This is a genomic window from Microbulbifer sp. A4B17, from assembly GCF_003076275.1.
In the GTDB taxonomy this organism is placed as follows: domain Bacteria; phylum Pseudomonadota; class Gammaproteobacteria; order Pseudomonadales; family Cellvibrionaceae; genus Microbulbifer.
The window spans coordinates 4,148,354-4,164,318 of the sequence record NZ_CP029064.1; the positions used below are offsets into that span (position 1 = coordinate 4,148,354).

A 15,965-nucleotide genomic window follows, 5' to 3' on the forward strand; every position below is an offset into this window, starting at 1 on the left:
CTTGCGAAGATCTGTGAATATATTGCTGTTAGCACGTAATCGGCATCCAGTCTCATGCAGCACACTCTTCCATACTTACTACTGGGGTGGAAGGAAAGAATACACTGCACTCGAGACACGCAGTGAATACATCCCTGTAAGCTCCTAATCGGCATCCATGCCTCATAGGGTCCCGAGTGCAGTGTATTCTTTCCTTCTCCCTTTTTAGTAAGTAAATTTTTATAAACAATATATTTCAGTTTTAAGTATCTAATCATTTTCCTACCAGGCCATTAAAGTCTCCAAACAATTGATAACTGCCAGGAGCAGCGAATGTCACTACTTCTCGCTATGTTTGGGTTTTCCCTGGCTATGTCCATTACACCGGGGCCGGTGAATATGGTTATCATTTCCTCCGGGGTGAATTATGGATTTATCCGCACTTTGCCCTTTGTATCAGGAGCCACAATAGGCTTTACACTGTTACTTGCGACTATAGGCCTTGGGCTCTATCAGGCAATAGAAATTTATCCCCAGTTATTACGATATGTTGCGATACCAGGATCAATTTATGTGGCTTATACCGGCTACCAAATAGCGGCTGCACCTACTAATCATGCGGATATTGAGCGGATACAGGAGCCACGCTTCTACCAGGGGTTTTTATTGCAATGGCTTAACCCGAAGGCCTGGATCGCCTGCCTTTCTGGAGTGTCTATTTTTTCGAGCAGCGATAACCACAGCAATCTACTCACATTTACCCTGATTTACTTTCTGGTTTGCTACATATCTTTAAGTATTTGGGCTATTGCCGGGGATCGGGCTCGCCTATTATTAGAGAGTCATTACCGGCGCAAAATTTTCAACAGATCCATGGGGAGCCTCCTGATTATTTGCGCTGTATACCTTGTCTACGGCCAAGCTTTCAAAGCTTAACTGAAAAATCTTTAACGGTTTATTCACTCGACAACTGTCTTAGGGTCCATCTAGTCTTAGTAAAAACTAAGCTTGGGCCGCCTATGATTAAGCTCCACCATATCGACCATATTGTATTGCGTGTCCAATCCCTTAAACCCATGCTCGACTTTTACCAAAATATTCTTGGGTGCAGCATTGTGCGCCAACGGGACGATATTGGCCTCTACCAACTCCGTGCAGGCACTTGCATGATTGATTTAGTGCCAGTTGATAAACCTATCGGCCAGAAAGGGGGAGCAGCACCGGGAAAGGAAGGGCGGAATCTGGATCATTTTTGCTTCCGGGTTGAACCCTTTAATCCGGAGAGTATTGAGGCATTTTTAGCACAGGAGCAGGTAAAGTTCTCGCCACCAGAAGAGCGCTTTGGCGCCGATGGAGTTGGCCTGTCAATTTATATATCAGACCCCGAGGGCAATATGGTTGAACTGAAAGGGCCACCCACTGGCAACCACTGAGGTTTGTGCCACTCTTGCGGAGAATCAGGCACTTTACCGGTTTTCCCAACTAGTATTTATTTCTCGATCAGCCAGGTGACTCACTATGGAAGCGGAAGTTATTGATTACACCGTAAACGGGGACACTTTTTGCGGCTATCTCGCATGGGATGAAAGTATCAGTGACAAACGGCCGGGGGTTTTACTGGTACACGAGTGGTGGGGCCACAATGCCTTTGTGCGCGAGCAGGCGGAGAAACTGGCCAACTGTGGCTATCTCGCCTTTGCTGTGGATATGTTTGGCGCTGGCAAAAATACTGACGATCCACAGGAAGCACAACAGTTCAGGGATGAAGCCCTGAAGAACCCGGTAGCCCTGGAAGCGCGCTTCCGCACAGCTTTGTCATTGCTCCAGCAACACGCCATGGCGGACGCGGACCGGGTCGCCGCACAAGGCTATTGTTTTGGCGGCGGAGTCGTACTTGCCATGGCTCGTGTCGGCGTGGACTTGCGCGGCGTAGTCAGTTACCACGGGGCGCTGGCCAGAAGTACTCCCGCACAAAACAAGCCTATTAAAGCCGAGATACAAGTCTACACCGGCGGCGCAGATGTAATGGTCCCACCAGATCAGGTCGGCCAGTTTGTCACTGAGATGCAGGAATCCGAAGCCAAATTAACGCTGGTCAGTTACCCGGGTGTGCTGCATGGATTTACCAACCCCTGCGCAACAGACCGGGGAGAAAAGTTCGGCCTGCCGCTGGCCTATAACCGCGAGGCCGCTGTGGACTCCTGGCGAGGAGCACTGGCGTTCTATGAAAAGATTTTCTCTTGAGCCAAGTGTCAGAATATAACTGGTAATTTCTCTGTAGTCGTTAAAGTCGACTCTGAGAGCTCGCAGAGTATTACCGATATACGCGTACTGCTAAGTTCCTAGTCCCCCAAGTCCAAATAGCGAGCTCCTCCTCCCTGCTCTGCTGCCTCATCGCCAGGATTGCGCAAAGGGCATTTCTGCATAGACAGACACCCGCAGCCAATACATCCCTCAAGGTCATCGCGCAACTTGGTTAACTGCTGGATACGCTGATCCAACTCTTCACGCCAGTGAGAAGAGAGTGATGACCAATCTCCCGCATTGGGCGTGCGTTTATTGGGAAGCTCCCCGAAGGCCTCGCGTATTTCCGACAGGGGAATCCCGGTACTCTGAGCCACCTTAATAATGGCCACTCGGCGCAACACATCCCGCGAGTAACGCCTTTGATTTCCGGAGGTCCGCCAGCTGGTAATCAGCCCTTTGCTTTCATAGAAATGCAGGGCACTGACTGCCACGCCGCTGCGCTCGGCCACCTCGCCAACAGTCAGCTCCCGCTTGATTTGCTTTGACTTTACAGCTCCTTTTTTGGCCGATTCTTCAGCTGCCATAAAAATGCCTATCAACCATTGACCTAAACATTGGTTGAGGTTTTACACTGCTGCGCAACCTAATGCAAGCGAGGGAGAAAAGTGATGGAAAAGCGCCAAGCAAACAGCGTTGCGCAACCAGCCAGTCAAGCCACCCCCAACCTGTTCTTACTACTAGTGGCAGCTGCAAGCCTGAACCCCAAATTTGCTACTGAAATACGTGAGTCTGGAGATACCGCGAAGAGAAACCCAGGGACCTAGGGAGCCACTGAATAACTCCGTAATGCCTCTGCGGGTCTTGAAGGCTGCAGATGTTAGGCGCAGCTCGCCGCAAATGGCCGTAGCCCTTTGCAAGAGCTGCAACGCAGCAGCTGTGGCCTTCAAGGCTCGCCCTTCGGGGCTTGCAGAGCGATTCACACTCCGCGTTGCGACTTCTTGAAAGGTCTAGACATTCCTGCGAAGCCGCGCCTTGATTGTGAACCGCTCTGCAAGCCAGAGGTATCACGGAGTTATTCAGTGGCTCCCTAGAAGCAGCGACCAATAATCATGAAGCACACGACCAGCGGGATACCGTCTCAGAGCCGTATCACATTACTGTGCCTGGCAGCACTCACTATCATGTCGGGGGCCACTGTAGCCCCGTCATTACCTGCACTGCAGCAGTATTTCTCAGGGACACCCAATAGTGATTTGTGGAGCCGACTGGTAGTGACCCTGCCCGCTTTGAGCATTGCCCTCTGCGCTCCATTAGCAGGCTGGATTGCTGATCGCCATGGCCGCCTGCAATTATTGAAAGCAGCCCTGGTACTCTATGGACTATCCGGTCTATTAGCCCTATTTCAGGATAGTCTCGCAGGTATCCTGACTAGCCGCCTACTATTGGGAGTTGCAGTGGCCGGAACAATGACCTCGGTAACAGCCCTGGTGGGGAATTATTTCAGCCGGGAGCAACGCCTAACTTATTTGAGCCAGCAGAGTACTTTTATCAGTATCGGTGGAGTCGTATTTCTAACTCTGGGCGGACTGCTGGCCAGCATACATTGGCGCGCCCCCTTCGCAATTTACTTTTTGGCCTTACTACTAGTTCCAGCAGTTAAAACTTTCCTTTGGGAACCCGCGCAAGTAAGCTCTTTCAAGCACAGGGACCCAAAAAAAGAAAAACAAGCTAATTCACTCGCATTTTATGCACTACTGGCGGCGGCAACTTTAAATAGCCTGGCTTTTACCCTGATTCCAACTCAGGTCTCCTTTTACTTGCGCGAGATAGAAATCTCCTCACCCAGCCTTATTGCTATGGCTATCGCCTCCAGTAATGTTATGGGAGCCATCGCCTCATTACTGATTTACCGGCGAGCCCGGAATCAACTGGGAGTGCTCGGCGTTTTTATCGCAAGCTTTACTATTATGGCCGCCAGCTTTGGGCTGCTCGCCGGCGCTCAAAACCTGACGGAAATAGTTGCTTTTATTGCCCTCTACGGACTTGGAATGGGTACCCTGATACCACATATCTTTTCTACGGCTCTCGAGTCTGCTCCGGAGTCAAAAAGAGGGAAAACTGCGGGATTTCTGACGACTGGAATTTTTCTTGGGCAATTTATTTCGCCTTTCGTCAGACAGCCCTGGATTGATAAAATGGGGTATTCCAGTGCATTTTCATCCATGGCTTTAATTTTGATGTTCGCCGCCTCCAGCGCCACTTTGATATACATCATTAAAATTAAAAAAGAATTCGCATTAGCATATACTTCCGGGCTGGGATCGGGAAACTGATCCGACAGGAAAGGTATTCCTCCTTTCTGCCCGATAAATCCACCAAACAACACACAGTCAAAGCCGTACGGTAATTTTGGCAAGGAGAAAAAGTGGAATCGATTATTTCCATCAAAGGCTTGGGAAAAACCTATTCCGAGGGGTTTACCGCCCTGAAGAATATCGACCTGGAAATTCAGCGGGGAGAACTGTTTGCCTTGCTCGGCCCCAATGGCGCGGGCAAGACAACCATGATCAGCATTATCTGCGGCATCGTAAATCCGAGCTGCGGTGAAGTCACTGTCAATGGTTACAATATTCAGCGGGACTATCGCAAGGCTCGCAATGAGATTGGTCTGGTGCCCCAGGAGATATCCACTGATGCCTTTGAAACCGTTTGGGCAGCAGTGAAATTCAGCCGCGGCCTATTTGGCAAGGCTCCCAATCCCGCCTATCTGGAGAAAATTCTACGGCAGCTATCCCTGTGGGAGAAAAAAGATAACAAAATTATTACGCTTTCAGGAGGAATGAAGCGCCGCCTGATGATCGCCAAGGCGCTATCCCACGAACCCAATGTGCTCTTCCTCGACGAACCCACCGCCGGGGTCGATGTGGAGCTGCGCCAGGATATGTGGCAAATGGTGCGCGAACTGAAGGAGTCAGGGGTAACCGTTATCCTCACCACCCACTATATCGAAGAGGCCGAGGAAATGGCCGATCGTGTCGGTGTTATCAATCACGGCCAACTGGTTCTGGTTGAGGAGAAAAATGCACTGATGAAAAAAATGGGGGAGAAAGAACTCAGCCTGCAACTGCCCACACCACTGCAACAAATTCCAGAGAGCCTTGCCGACCTGCCACTTAGTCTCAGCAGCGATGGCAGCCAGCTGGTTTACCGCTTTGATATCAAAAGCGAGGACACCGGTCTTGCGGAGTTTTTGCGCCGTTTAAATGCCGCCAATATTGAATTCCGTGATTTACACACCCGGGAAAGCTCCCTGGAGGAAATATTCGTCAACTTGGTTCACGGTGCTCGACTTGAACGGGAAGAGCAGCTCAGCAGGGAGGCACAGGCATGAATTGGTATGGAATTGGCGCCATCTATAAATTTGAGATGGCCCGCACCTGGCGCACCCTGATGCAGAGCATCGCCTCACCGGTGCTCTCCACATCTCTCTATTTTATTGTCTTTGGTGCGGCGATTGGATCGCGTATGGGGGATATCGACGGGGTCAGTTATGGGGCCTTTATTATTCCAGGATTGGTAATGCTGGCACTGCTCAGCGAGAGTATTTCCAACGCCTCTTTCGGAATATTTTTTCCCAAATTTTCCGGCACCATTTATGAAGTATTGTCAGCCCCCATATCCTCATTCGAAATCGTCACCGGATATGTAGGTGCCGCAGCCACAAAGTCCATTTTATTGGGGCTGTTGATACTGCTGACTGCGCGCTTTTTTGTGGACTACGAAATCGTGCACCCCTGGTGGATGCTGACCTTCCTGGCGCTTACTGCGGTCACTTTTAGCCTGTTCGGATTTATTATCGGGGTTTGGGCTGATGACTTCCAAAAGCTGCAGGTTATCCCACTAATGATCATCACACCGCTCACTTTTCTCGGTGGTGCATTTTATTCAATCAGTATGCTGCCGGAAGTGTGGCAGAAAATTACCCTGTTCAACCCGGTAGTTTATTTGATCAGCGGCTTCCGCTGGGCTTTTTACGGTGTGGCCGATGTTAACCTGGGACTGAGTATCGGCATGACATTACTCTTTCTGGTGCTGTGCCTCACCACCGTCTGGTGGATTTTCCGTACCGGATACCGTATCAAAACTTAATCTCACCCCACACCGCTGTGCCAACCTTTAATGAAGACAGTACAGCGGTGGACTCACTATGGTGGAGGAATATCACGAAGGGGGCTGTGTTTGCGGACAACTGCGCTTTCGCGCCCTCGGCTCCCCCCACCGGGTCAGCCTGTGCTCCTGCCAATGGTGCAGAAAGCGCAGCGGTAGCCCCATCGGCTTATCGGTCTACTTCAAAAAGAAACAAATAGCCTTTCTACAGGGCCATTTGCAAACCCACACTCTTTACTCCGATGCCGGTCGTTGGATAAAGAATCAGTTCTGCCCCGATTGCGGCAGCCCACTTACCTGGACACTGGAGTTCCTACCCGAGTACCGAGGATTCGCTGGCGGTGCATTTGATGCACCAGAATTTATTTATCCCGAACGCTATATTTACAGCCGCAGTAAACCGGAGTGGCTACAGGTCGCCAGTGATATCGCTCTATGCCCTACAATGGCGGGGCCACCCAAAAATACCGACGACAACTCCGAACCGGGGCCCTAGTGGTGGGCACACATAAATGTCCTCACGGCTTTTTGTACACGCTCGCGACGCTCTTCCGGAGTCGCCATTTGCCGACAGCCGATCAATACCTGCATATGGTTACAGCCGAGTAGTAGACCTATAAAGTCTTCCGCAGCCACGGCAGGGTCATCCACCTTCAGCATCTGCAACTGGTTGGCCCTGCGCAGTAACTGCTCTATCTCCCCCAAGATCCGCTGTGGACCGGCATCAAAAAACAGCTGGGACATTTCCGATTCCTGGGATGCCAGGGCGCACAAAAGGCGTAACAGACGCACGCTATCCTCATTCTCCACCATCCCCAGGAAGGCGTCACCGATACGCTCCAGAACCTGCTCTACCGACTCCCCTTCTTCCAGGGCAAAGATGGGCAGAGGCATCATCATTTCACAGCGAGAGGCAATGGCGGCGCTAAAAAGCGTCTCCTTATCGGAGAAGTGGCTGTAGACCGTGAGCTTGGACACTCCCGCGGCCGAAGCCACCGCATCCACACTGGTGGCGGCAAAACCGTGGGATAAAAACAGGTCCCTGGCGGCATCCAGGATGGCCTGGCGTTTCACCGGATCCTTGGGGCGACCGCGCGGGGCGGTCGTCTGGGTCTGCTCAGACATAGCTCTCCATATACTAGACTCGTTAGTTCATTAAATATACTATACTCGCCAGTATAACATTGATGGCCGTCCGGCCATGCTTGACCCAGTCACGGATCTGCCTCGACGCGCCAGCGCCGGGGAAGGAAGCCAATATGTACCAAATGCTAATCCTCGCTGTGCTTTCATTCAGCCTTTTGCTGAGCGCTTGTGCCCCCTCTGAATCCAAAGAAAAAGAAACCAAACCGCGCCCCGCTGTTATGGTGCGTCCCACCCTGGCCAGCGCGCAAACCGATGTCTACCCCGGCGAGGTAAGGGCCCGCTTCGAACCGGCACTGGCCTTCCGTATCGGAGGAAAAATCCAGCGGCGCCTGGTAAATGTCGGCGACCGTGTGGAACAGGGCCAACCTCTTGCGGAACTGGATACTGAAGACCTGCTGTTGCAACTGGATTCAGCCCGCGCCAGCCATACTTCCGCCGAGGCCGACCAACGCCTGGCTAGCAGCGAACTCGCGCGCCACCGCAAGCTATTGGAAAAGCAGCTGGTAAGTCTCTCCCAATTCGATACCGTAGAAACCCAGTTCGAAGCCAGCGAAGCGCGTCTACAGCAGGCCAAGGCACAGCTGGATGTGGCCCGCAACCAGGCTGCCTATGCCGTACTTAAGGCACCGGAAAGTGGCGTGATCGCCCGCCGCATGGCCGAGGCTGGCCAGGTCGTTGCCTCCGGGCAGGGCATTTTCGAGCTGGCAGCTGATGGTGAACGGGAAGTGCGTATCGACCTGCCAGAGCAATCCATCAGTCGCTTTAAAGTAGGCCAACTGCTAACTGTCGAACTTTGGTCCCAACCGGGCCAATCTTTCCCCGCACGCATCCGCGAACTGTCACCAGCAGCCGATCCCATATCCCGCACCTTTGAAGCCAGGGTCGCTTTCGAGAATAAAGTAAGCGGTGTAGAAATCGGCCAGAGTGCACGGGCATTTGTCCCCAGGGCGGAAAAAACCGATGTACTCCAAGTTCCTATGTCAGCGGTCAGTGCCGACGATGGTGCCGCATTTGTATGGGTGTTAAACCCAGAGACAAAAACACTGCACAAAACCCCTGTCAGCCTGGGTCCTTACGGTGAAGAATTTGTCTCGGTATTTTCCGGGTTGGAACGCAACGACTGGATCGTGGCCGCAGGTACCCATTTATTACAGGAAGGTATGGTGGTGCGCCCTGTGGACCGTATGAACCGCCCCATTGAACAGGGGCCGTCTCTCGCCCATCAGGAATAAATTAAAGGCGCGGGAACAATAATACCTGCCCGCGCAAATTAATTCCCAATAAAGCCTCGATAACAATTTCCAAAGTGCGGCCGCGAACAGTAGAGCCGCCCTTGAAACAGAGAAACTGCCATGGGTTTTAACCTTTCCGAGTGGGCCTTAAAAAACCGCCCGCTGGTGCTTTACGCAATGATCGTCCTGGGACTGCTGGGAACCTTCTCCTATACCCAATTGGGGCAAAGTGAAGATCCACCCTTTACCTTTAAGGTGATGGTGATCAACACCGTCTGGCCCGGCGCCAGTGCCGAAGATGTGTCCCGCCAGATTACCGAACGGGTAGAAAAGAAATTACTGGAGACCGGTGATTACCAGCGTATCTCCTCTTTTTCCCGTCCGGGGCAATCCCAGGTATTGTTTGTTGCCCGGGACGATATGCACTCCCGTGACATTCCCGATCTCTGGTATGAAGTGCGCAAAAAGGTGGGGGATATTCGCCACACCCTGCCGCCGGATATCCAGGGCCCATTTTTTAACGACGAGTTTGGCACCACCTTCGGCAATATTTATGCCCTCACCGGCAGTGGCTTCGATTACGCACTGATGAAGGACTACGCTGAGCGGCTGCAACTGGCCCTTCAGCGAGTTAAGGATGTAGGCAAGGTCGAGTTACTGGGATTGCAGGACGAAAAAATTTGGGTGGAAATATCCAATACCAAATTGGCCTCCATGGGCATTCCCCTGTCTGCGGTTCAAAACGCCCTGCAAGCGCAAAACCAGGTCACCGATGGCGGCTTTGTAGATACTGTGAGTGACCGGGTGCGTATCCGTGTGAGCGGACAATTTACCTCAGTCAATGAAATACGCCAATTTCCTATTACCGCAGATGGCCGTACCCAGCGCCTGGGAGATATCGCCCAGGTACATCGCGGCTTTAGCGATCCGGCCCAGCCCCGTATGCGCTTTATGGGAGAGGACGCCATCGGCCTCGCCGTTTCCATGAAGGAAGGGGGAGATATTTTAAAGTTGGGTAAAGCCCTTGATAAAACCTTTGCCCGACTACAGGAAGATCTGCCCATAGGTATGGAACTGCGCAAGGTCTCCGACCAACCGGCGGCAGTAAAACGCGGTGTCGGCGAATTCCTGCAAGTGCTGGCCGAAGCTCTGGGTATCGTACTGCTGGTGAGTTTTTTCTCCCTTGGCAGCCGCCCGGGATTAATTGTGGCGCTATCGATCCCATTGGTATTGGCGATGACCTTCGCGCTGATGCACTACTTCAATATCGGACTGCACAAGATCTCGCTGGGGGCACTGGTACTCGCCCTGGGCTTGATGGTGGACGATGCCATTATCGCGGTAGAGATGATGGCGATAAAAATGGAGCAGGGGCTCAGTCGGCTAAAAGCCGCCGGCTTCGCCTGGACCAGCACCGCTTTTCCCATGCTCACCGGTACACTGATTACCGCCGCCGGTTTTTTACCGATTGCCACCGCCCAATCCGGTACCGGTGAATACACCCGATCTATTTTCCAAGTGGTCACCCTGTCGCTAATCGTTTCCTGGATTGCCGCCGTGGTCTTTGTACCCTATCTGGGCCACTACCTGCTGCCGAACCTGGCGCGACACGGACAAGGCGGTGAAGTGGCAGACCCCTACCAGAAACCCTTTTACCAGCGCTTCCGCCGCTTTATTACCTGGTGCCTGCGCAATCGCAAAACAGTGATTGCGGCCACCCTGGCAATTTTTGTCGGCTCGCTCGCTTTGTTTAAACTGGTTCCGCAACAATTCTTCCCCTCCTCCGGACGCCTCGAATTGATGGTGGACCTGAAACTGGCCGAGGGTGCCTCGCTGAAATCCACCGAGCATCAGGCCAAAAGGTTGGAAACCCTGTTGGCGCAGAACGATCAGGTAGAAAATTACGTCGCCTATGTGGGCACCGGCTCCCCGCGTTTCTACTTGCCTTTGGACCAGCAACTGCCCGCTGCCAGTTTCGCCCAGTTTGTTGTGATGACCCGCAGTGTCGAAGAGCGCGAGCAAGTGCGCAGCTGGCTGATCAATACGATGAATGAGGAATTCCCTACCCTGCGCAGCCGTGTGTCCCGCCTTGAGAACGGCCCACCCGTGGGATACCCGGTGCAGTTCCGTTTATCCGGCGAACATATCCGCGAAGTGCGGGGGCTGGCTCGGGAAGTGGCTGAGCGCCTGCGGGATAATCCACAGGTGACCAATGTGCACCTGGACTGGGAAGAACCCAGCAAGTCCATCAACCTCAATATCGACCAGGACCGCGCTCGCGCCATGGGCGTCAACAGTGCAACCTTGTCCCAGGCTCTGCAAAGTTCCTTGACCGGTATCACTGTGAGCCAATACCGGGAAGATAACGAGTTGATCGACGTGCGTGTGCGCGGTAATGAAGACGATCGCTATGCCCTGCGCCAATTGGGTAACCTCGCGGTACAAACCGACAGCGGCCGCAGTGTACCGCTGAACCAGATTGCTACCCTGGAGTACGGTTTTGAGGAAGGTATTATCTGGCACCGGGACCGCTTGCCCACCGTTACCGTGCGCGCTGATATTTATGGGGAAGAGTTACCGGCAACCGTCATCAATGCCGTGTGGCCTCAGCTTCAATCCATTCGCGATAAATTACCGCCGGGCTACTTGCTGGAAGTGGGTGGTACCGTGGAAGAATCTGCGCGGGGGCAAAAATCGGTCAATGCTGGTATGCCGCTATTTGTGCTGGTGGTCTTTACCCTGCTGATGCTGCAACTGCGCAGTATGTCCCTATCCACCATGGTATTCCTCACGGCTCCCCTGGGCCTGATCGGCGTTACCCTGTTCCTGCTGCTGTTTGGCAAGCCCTTTGGTTTTGTCGCCATGCTGGGCACCATCGCCCTGGCGGGAATGATTATGCGTAACTCGGTGATTTTGGTGGACCAGATACAGCAGGATATCAGCCAGGGCCTCAGTCCATGGGATGCAATTGTCGAGTCGACGGTAAGACGCTTCAGACCGATTGTATTAACCGCACTGACTGCGGTATTGGCGATGATTCCGTTATCCCGCAGTGACTTCTTTGGCCCTATGGCCGTCGCCATTATGGGGGGATTGATTGTTGCAACAGGGCTCACCCTGCTATTCCTTCCAGCACTCTATGCCGCTTGGTTCCGGGTGCGAGAGGAACACAATGAAGAGACTGTGGAAAATAATCCTGAGTTTGGCGGGCCCATAACCCCAAGTGCCGCTACAGAATAAGACCTCTTACCAACCCATTAAAAAGGCGGCGCAGGTTTTCCTTGCGCCGCCTTTTTATTTATATTTTCTAAGATCGCGTCAGAGAATCGTAAACAATCCCGGTCCAAATATCCGGTGTCATAAATCCCTGGCCATATTGCGCATCAAATTCCGCAGTGGGTTTTGCAGAGATTACTTCCTGCCGTGTTTTACCCTCATCCACCATCGCTTTCACTTTGTCCCTGAGCCCTGCCAGTATATTGCGCTGCTGTTGCAGTTCTGCCCGATTACTGAGAGGACCGTGACCGGGAATAATTTTGGTATCTTCCCCCGCCATCGCCAAAGCGGTGTCCATAGCTGCAATCATGCCATCCACCGAGCCGCCGGATGAGAGATCGATAAAGGGATAGTTACCGTTAAAATAAATATCCCCCATGTGAATCACATCAGCTTCAGCAAAATGCACGATGGAGTCACCATCCGTGTGCGCCGGCCCCACATGCTGGACCTTTACCCTATCGCCATTCCAGTAAAAAGTGGTGGCGTCGGTGAAGGTAATCACCGGTAATGCTTCTGGGGGCGAAGGTTCAACTTTGCGTTTAAACGCCTCAATAAACTGTTCGGTACTTACCCGTTTGCGCACATTTTCGTGAGCCACAATCAGGGCACCGCTTTTACCCAGGTTTTCATTACCGCCAGTATGATCCCCATGCCAATGGGTATTAATTACGAAACGCAAGGGTTGTTTGGCCAACTCAGCAACCGCCTGTTGAATTTTTGCTGTCAAAGGCGCGTACTGGTCATCCACCATAAAGGTGCCGTCCTCTCCTACCAGTACAGCAATATTACCTCCAGCCCCTTTGAGCATATAAACATTGCCAGACACGGGCTCACTACTAATTTCCACATTGGCAAAACGATCCTGCGCAGAGGCAAAAGATGCAGCCAACATAGAAACCGCCAGGGCGGCGGAACGTACTACGTTCTTCATAAAAACTCCCAGTTGTTATTATTTCTTTCCAAAAACCGCTGGCAGCAGATTATTTTATTCAAGCTGCCTGCTTCAATAAAGTTTCTCGCTGCTGCTCCAGTATCTCCATCAGCAGATCCGGCCTGTCAGTGACAATACCGTGTACACCCAGGTCAATATAGCGCCGGTAGTTTTCCGTACCATTCACTGTCCATACCGCCAAGTGGACTTTCTTCTTGTTAGCGGCACGTACCATACTTTCAGTAACTACGGGAATACCTTTTTGCTCCATCGGTAGCTGCATTGCGCTATAGCTTGGACGCAGGAGATTCTCTGCGTGAAGCAATTGCGCAATATAAAACACCACCGCCTCTACGGTAGGTGTGCCTGTCGCCACTTGCGGACAGAGTCGGCGAAACTCATTAATCACGCCTTGGTGAAATGAGGAAACAACCACTTGGTCCTGTTTTTCACGCTTTGCCAACACATCGCACATCACTTTTGCCGCGCGGTACTGGCGGCTCTTGATCTCCAGTATCATCGGCATATCCCCCACCATTTCCAGCGCCTCTTCCAGGGTTAAAACACGCAGGGGAGTATCTCTGTAGGGATATTCCTCTCCGTCTCGGGTCCAGAGATAGGCAACATTTAACTGGCGCAACTGGTCGAGAGTTTTGTCTTCCACAAAACCAGTACCATCGGAGAACATTTCCAGCTCTCTATCGTGAATGAGCACTAAATGGCCATCAGCGGTGAGCCATAGATCCACCTCAATAGCATCCACACCCAGCTGAACCATTTTTTCAAGATAGAGCGCCGTATTACCCGGGTAAAGACCATTGCCACAATCGTTACCATGCGCGATTACCATCGGCCCCTTCCCTTGTGGAAACCATAGAGGGCCAGCTTTACCCTGGCTTGAACGGGCATAGAGAAACAGGACAACCAGGGCAATTAAAAGAAACGACAACCAAAGCATGCTTCACCGCATCTATTATTTGTAAATTTTAAAACCCGAAAGGACTAGCTCAAACCTTAATCACACTTCTTCCGCCACTTTGGCCACAGGGTCTGGGCGGGTGAGTGTCACATCCTTTACAGACTGAGTTTGCTCTGTCGATTCTAAATCTTCCCTGCCGGCCTCTTGCTTGCGACGGAGGTATAACCCCTGCAGCCAGAGAGGAATAAAAATAACGATATCGTAAAAACGGTTTATTAAAACACCCAAGTGCAGCGAAACCATCGCCAAAAAACGCAGGACTAATGTCGACCCCCGTAGGGATAAACCTACGCCGATACCGATTACCGTCCGCGCGGAACGGATAAACTGCTCCAGTGGAATTGCCAGAAAAGCCAAAATCAAGGGAAGAACAAACCCGAGCCCCATCTGCGCCATCGGAATTGGCCACAATTGTTCAGAACCCAGCAATTGCTGCTGCAGAATCAACTCCCGTGAGAAAGCCAGGTTTCCACCCACCACAGCCAAAATCACTAATAGGGCCAGGGCCACTCCCAATAACGACCTGCGCGTACCCTCTCCCAGGGAGCCTAGCGAAGGAAACATGCGTGTAACCTGAAGGCACTCCATGATCACCAATCCCACACTGACCTGTAAAAAGATAATCACCGCTGCTGAAATATTGGCGAGGCTATAACCGCCAAGTGAGGCGTCGGGCCCCAACACTGCCACCATAGGTTGTGCCAGTAATTGAAAATTCACCAAGGCGCCAGCTAAAGCAACCATTAATACCAGAGAGGCAGTCAGGAAACGGCTGAAAGAGGATGAAGAAAGCAAATGAAGACTCTTATCCGTTTCCTGCAAAATTTCCTCATAGCGCTCCATATGAGCATCCAGAGCTTTGGCTCGCCGAATAACTGACTCAACATTTTTGTTAATACGTCCCAGAGTTGAAAGCATAGCGCGCCAACTGGGCAGCATACGCTTTAGTAATTGATGCCTCTCCCGAGTGGACTCACGGTAAGACTCCAGAGCTTTGGACTCGGCCTTGCGCATAGACTGGTTAATAGTATCGAGCACATCGGCTACCAGCGGGTCTTCTTTGCCGGGAATTTCCGAAACGGCGCGAATAGCTCTGGCCCAGTTGGATGGTTCCGGCGCTATCTCAGCACTGCGTACATAGTCTTCATCCAAACTACTGAGCTGTTCACAAAGCTTACGGTGTAATGTTGGATACAATGCCAGATCCCGCTGAACCGTTTGCTCTATACGCTCAAACTCCCTCTCAATTTGGCGCTCTGCCGCATCCCTTCCCTCGGCAAAAAGCACTTCACGATTACGTTCTACCAGGCGCTGCTCTGTAGAGTCGATATTACTCGCGATAAATCTCAAAGCTCGATGGCCCAGGCGCGCTAAAGCATAAACAGCGCGATGAACAGGCTCACGGGCCAGGAACAAAATAACCAGCCCCAGGATGCCCCATAGCCAAAATGGTAAACTTTGTATTAGTTGACTCATATCTCCCCCCTTCGATCGGCCCAATTGGCCTCCATCCTAACAGCTGCGGACAATACATTCGCCCAAAAGTTCACAATTTGTACAGGAGTACGGCGACATTTGCGCAATGGTAAATAACCCAAACCCCGTAGATCACAGGAAAACCTGCCACAGTAATCAACTATTAAGTCCTGCCCTGTAACAGTCAGTCAAAAGAGGAACAGCTAGAAGGACATCTAAAAATAGTTTTTCCAGGTATCGCTTTAACAATTCTGCAGCCGCGAAATAAAACCTGTATCCAGTTGAAACTGAGTACAGGGAGATGTCAATTAAACACAATACTTGCCAAAAAAAAACAAACAGCACCACGAACAAGCCACTAAATGCCAAAAACGCAATTTACACGCTTATATATTGAAAGCTTTAAAAGCAAAAAACTCTTTATCTTTTGAAAAATCACAAAAACATAAATATAAAAATATTCACACAGAATAAATAAGGCACATTTTTTCCTTGGTACTACCACTCCTACGTCTACACTCCAAACTAA

General features: G+C 51.6%; 15 protein-coding genes. 10 read left to right on the plus strand and 5 right to left on the minus strand.

Features of this window, described 5'->3' with window-relative positions; all coding sequences use genetic code 11:
- Positions 1–312 precede the first annotated feature (312 nt).
- The 3 genes from BTJ40_RS18275 (at position 313) to BTJ40_RS18285 (ending at position 2,223) form a co-directional block, all read left to right on the plus strand.
- Positions 313–915, plus strand: a complete 603-nt coding sequence (locus BTJ40_RS18275) for a LysE family translocator (protein ID WP_108734416.1) — start codon at positions 313–315, stop codon at positions 913–915.
- Positions 916–998: 83 nt separating this feature from the next.
- On the plus strand, positions 999–1,412 hold the full coding sequence (locus tag BTJ40_RS18280) for a VOC family protein (protein WP_108734417.1): 414 nt from the start codon (positions 999–1,001) through the stop codon (positions 1,410–1,412).
- 85 nt (positions 1,413–1,497) lie between these two features.
- Complete coding sequence (locus BTJ40_RS18285; RefSeq protein ID WP_108734418.1) at positions 1,498–2,223, plus strand: dienelactone hydrolase family protein; 726 nt, start codon at positions 1,498–1,500, stop codon at positions 2,221–2,223.
- Between the two features lie 98 nt (positions 2,224–2,321).
- Here BTJ40_RS18285 and soxR read toward each other — a convergent pair whose 3' ends face one another.
- Entirely contained in the window at positions 2,322–2,810 is a 489-nt protein-coding gene (gene soxR, locus BTJ40_RS18290; RefSeq protein ID WP_108734419.1) for a redox-sensitive transcriptional activator SoxR, read from the minus strand.
- Positions 2,811–2,894: 84 nt separating this feature from the next.
- Here soxR and BTJ40_RS22405 point away from each other — a divergent pair, with 84 nt between their 5' ends.
- The 5 genes from BTJ40_RS22405 (at position 2,895) to BTJ40_RS18310 (ending at position 6,889) form a co-directional block, all read left to right on the plus strand.
- Positions 2,895–3,050 carry a hypothetical protein gene (locus BTJ40_RS22405; protein WP_157954152.1) on the plus strand — a complete coding sequence of 52 codons (156 nt, stop codon included), beginning with the start codon at positions 2,895–2,897 and terminating at the stop codon, positions 3,048–3,050.
- A 285-nt stretch (positions 3,051–3,335) separates the two neighbouring features.
- Positions 3,336–4,559, plus strand: a complete 1,224-nt coding sequence (locus BTJ40_RS18295; RefSeq protein WP_108734420.1) for an MFS transporter — start codon at positions 3,336–3,338, stop codon at positions 4,557–4,559.
- Between the two features lie 92 nt (positions 4,560–4,651).
- Positions 4,652–5,617, plus strand: a complete 966-nt coding sequence (locus tag BTJ40_RS18300) for an ABC transporter ATP-binding protein (protein WP_108734421.1) — start codon at positions 4,652–4,654, stop codon at positions 5,615–5,617.
- Entirely contained in the window at positions 5,614–6,375 is a 762-nt protein-coding gene (locus BTJ40_RS18305; protein ID WP_108734422.1) for an ABC transporter permease, read from the plus strand. Before BTJ40_RS18300 ends, BTJ40_RS18305 begins: the two co-directional genes overlap by 4 nt.
- Before the next feature lie 58 nt (positions 6,376–6,433).
- Positions 6,434–6,889, plus strand: coding sequence for a GFA family protein (locus BTJ40_RS18310; RefSeq protein ID WP_108734423.1), 456 nt, complete (start codon positions 6,434–6,436; stop codon positions 6,887–6,889).
- Here the strand turns inward: BTJ40_RS18310 and BTJ40_RS18315 are convergent.
- Positions 6,886–7,518, minus strand: a complete 633-nt coding sequence (locus tag BTJ40_RS18315; RefSeq protein WP_108734424.1) for a TetR/AcrR family transcriptional regulator — start codon at positions 7,516–7,518, stop codon at positions 6,886–6,888. The genes BTJ40_RS18310 and BTJ40_RS18315 overlap by 4 nt on opposite strands.
- A 134-nt stretch (positions 7,519–7,652) precedes the next feature.
- Here BTJ40_RS18315 and BTJ40_RS18320 point away from each other — a divergent pair, with 134 nt between their 5' ends.
- Positions 7,653–8,771 (plus strand): efflux RND transporter periplasmic adaptor subunit, encoded by a 1,119-nt coding sequence (locus BTJ40_RS18320; RefSeq protein ID WP_108734425.1) that lies wholly within the window; start codon positions 7,653–7,655, stop codon positions 8,769–8,771.
- Between the two features lie 120 nt (positions 8,772–8,891).
- Positions 8,892–12,011 carry an efflux RND transporter permease subunit gene (locus BTJ40_RS18325; protein ID WP_238152056.1) on the plus strand — a complete coding sequence of 1,040 codons (3,120 nt, stop codon included), beginning with the start codon at positions 8,892–8,894 and terminating at the stop codon, positions 12,009–12,011.
- A 67-nt stretch (positions 12,012–12,078) separates the two neighbouring features.
- On the opposite strand, the gene BTJ40_RS18330 is transcribed toward BTJ40_RS18325, so the two are convergent.
- The 3 genes from BTJ40_RS18330 to BTJ40_RS18340 form a co-directional block, all read right to left on the minus strand.
- Positions 12,079–12,981, minus strand: coding sequence for an MBL fold metallo-hydrolase (locus tag BTJ40_RS18330; protein WP_108734426.1), 903 nt, complete (start codon positions 12,979–12,981; stop codon positions 12,079–12,081).
- 58 nt (positions 12,982–13,039) lie between these two features.
- On the minus strand, positions 13,040–13,831 hold the full coding sequence (locus BTJ40_RS18335; protein WP_157954153.1) for a glycerophosphodiester phosphodiesterase: 792 nt from the start codon (positions 13,829–13,831) through the stop codon (positions 13,040–13,042).
- 168 nt (positions 13,832–13,999) lie between these two features.
- Positions 14,000–15,436: a hypothetical protein gene (locus BTJ40_RS18340; RefSeq protein ID WP_108734428.1), complete on the minus strand. Its 1,437-nt coding sequence runs from the start codon at positions 15,434–15,436 to the stop codon at positions 14,000–14,002.
- Between the last annotated feature and the right edge of the window lie 529 nt (positions 15,437–15,965).

Bases quoted from the DNA above. Each gene is read 5' to 3' on its own strand.
- BTJ40_RS18320 (WP_108734425.1), top strand. From the start codon at position 7,653: ATGTACCAAATGCTAATCCTCGCTGTGCTTTCATTCAGCCTTTTGCTG.
- BTJ40_RS18285 (WP_108734418.1), top strand. From the start codon at position 1,498: ATGGAAGCGGAAGTTATTGATTACACCGTAAACGGGGACACTTTTTGC.
- BTJ40_RS18310 (WP_108734423.1), top strand. From the start codon at position 6,434: ATGGTGGAGGAATATCACGAAGGGGGCTGTGTTTGCGGACAACTGCGC.
- BTJ40_RS18335 (WP_157954153.1), bottom strand. From the start codon at position 13,831: ATGGTAATCGCGCATGGTAACGATTGTGGCAATGGTCTTTACCCGGGT.
- BTJ40_RS18275 (WP_108734416.1), top strand. From the start codon at position 313: ATGTCACTACTTCTCGCTATGTTTGGGTTTTCCCTGGCTATGTCCATT.
- BTJ40_RS18340 (WP_108734428.1), bottom strand. From the start codon at position 15,436: ATGAGTCAACTAATACAAAGTTTACCATTTTGGCTATGGGGCATCCTG.
- BTJ40_RS18330 (WP_108734426.1), bottom strand. From the start codon at position 12,981: ATGAAGAACGTAGTACGTTCCGCCGCCCTGGCGGTTTCTATGTTGGCT.
- BTJ40_RS18295 (WP_108734420.1), top strand. From the start codon at position 3,336: ATGAAGCACACGACCAGCGGGATACCGTCTCAGAGCCGTATCACATTA.
- BTJ40_RS18280 (WP_108734417.1), top strand. From the start codon at position 999: ATGATTAAGCTCCACCATATCGACCATATTGTATTGCGTGTCCAATCC.
- BTJ40_RS18325 (WP_238152056.1), top strand. From the start codon at position 8,892: ATGGGTTTTAACCTTTCCGAGTGGGCCTTAAAAAACCGCCCGCTGGTG.
- BTJ40_RS18315 (WP_108734424.1), bottom strand. From the start codon at position 7,518: ATGTCTGAGCAGACCCAGACGACCGCCCCGCGCGGTCGCCCCAAGGAT.
- BTJ40_RS18305 (WP_108734422.1), top strand. From the start codon at position 5,614: ATGAATTGGTATGGAATTGGCGCCATCTATAAATTTGAGATGGCCCGC.
- soxR (WP_108734419.1), bottom strand. From the start codon at position 2,810: ATGGCAGCTGAAGAATCGGCCAAAAAAGGAGCTGTAAAGTCAAAGCAA.
- BTJ40_RS22405 (WP_157954152.1), top strand. From the start codon at position 2,895: ATGGAAAAGCGCCAAGCAAACAGCGTTGCGCAACCAGCCAGTCAAGCC.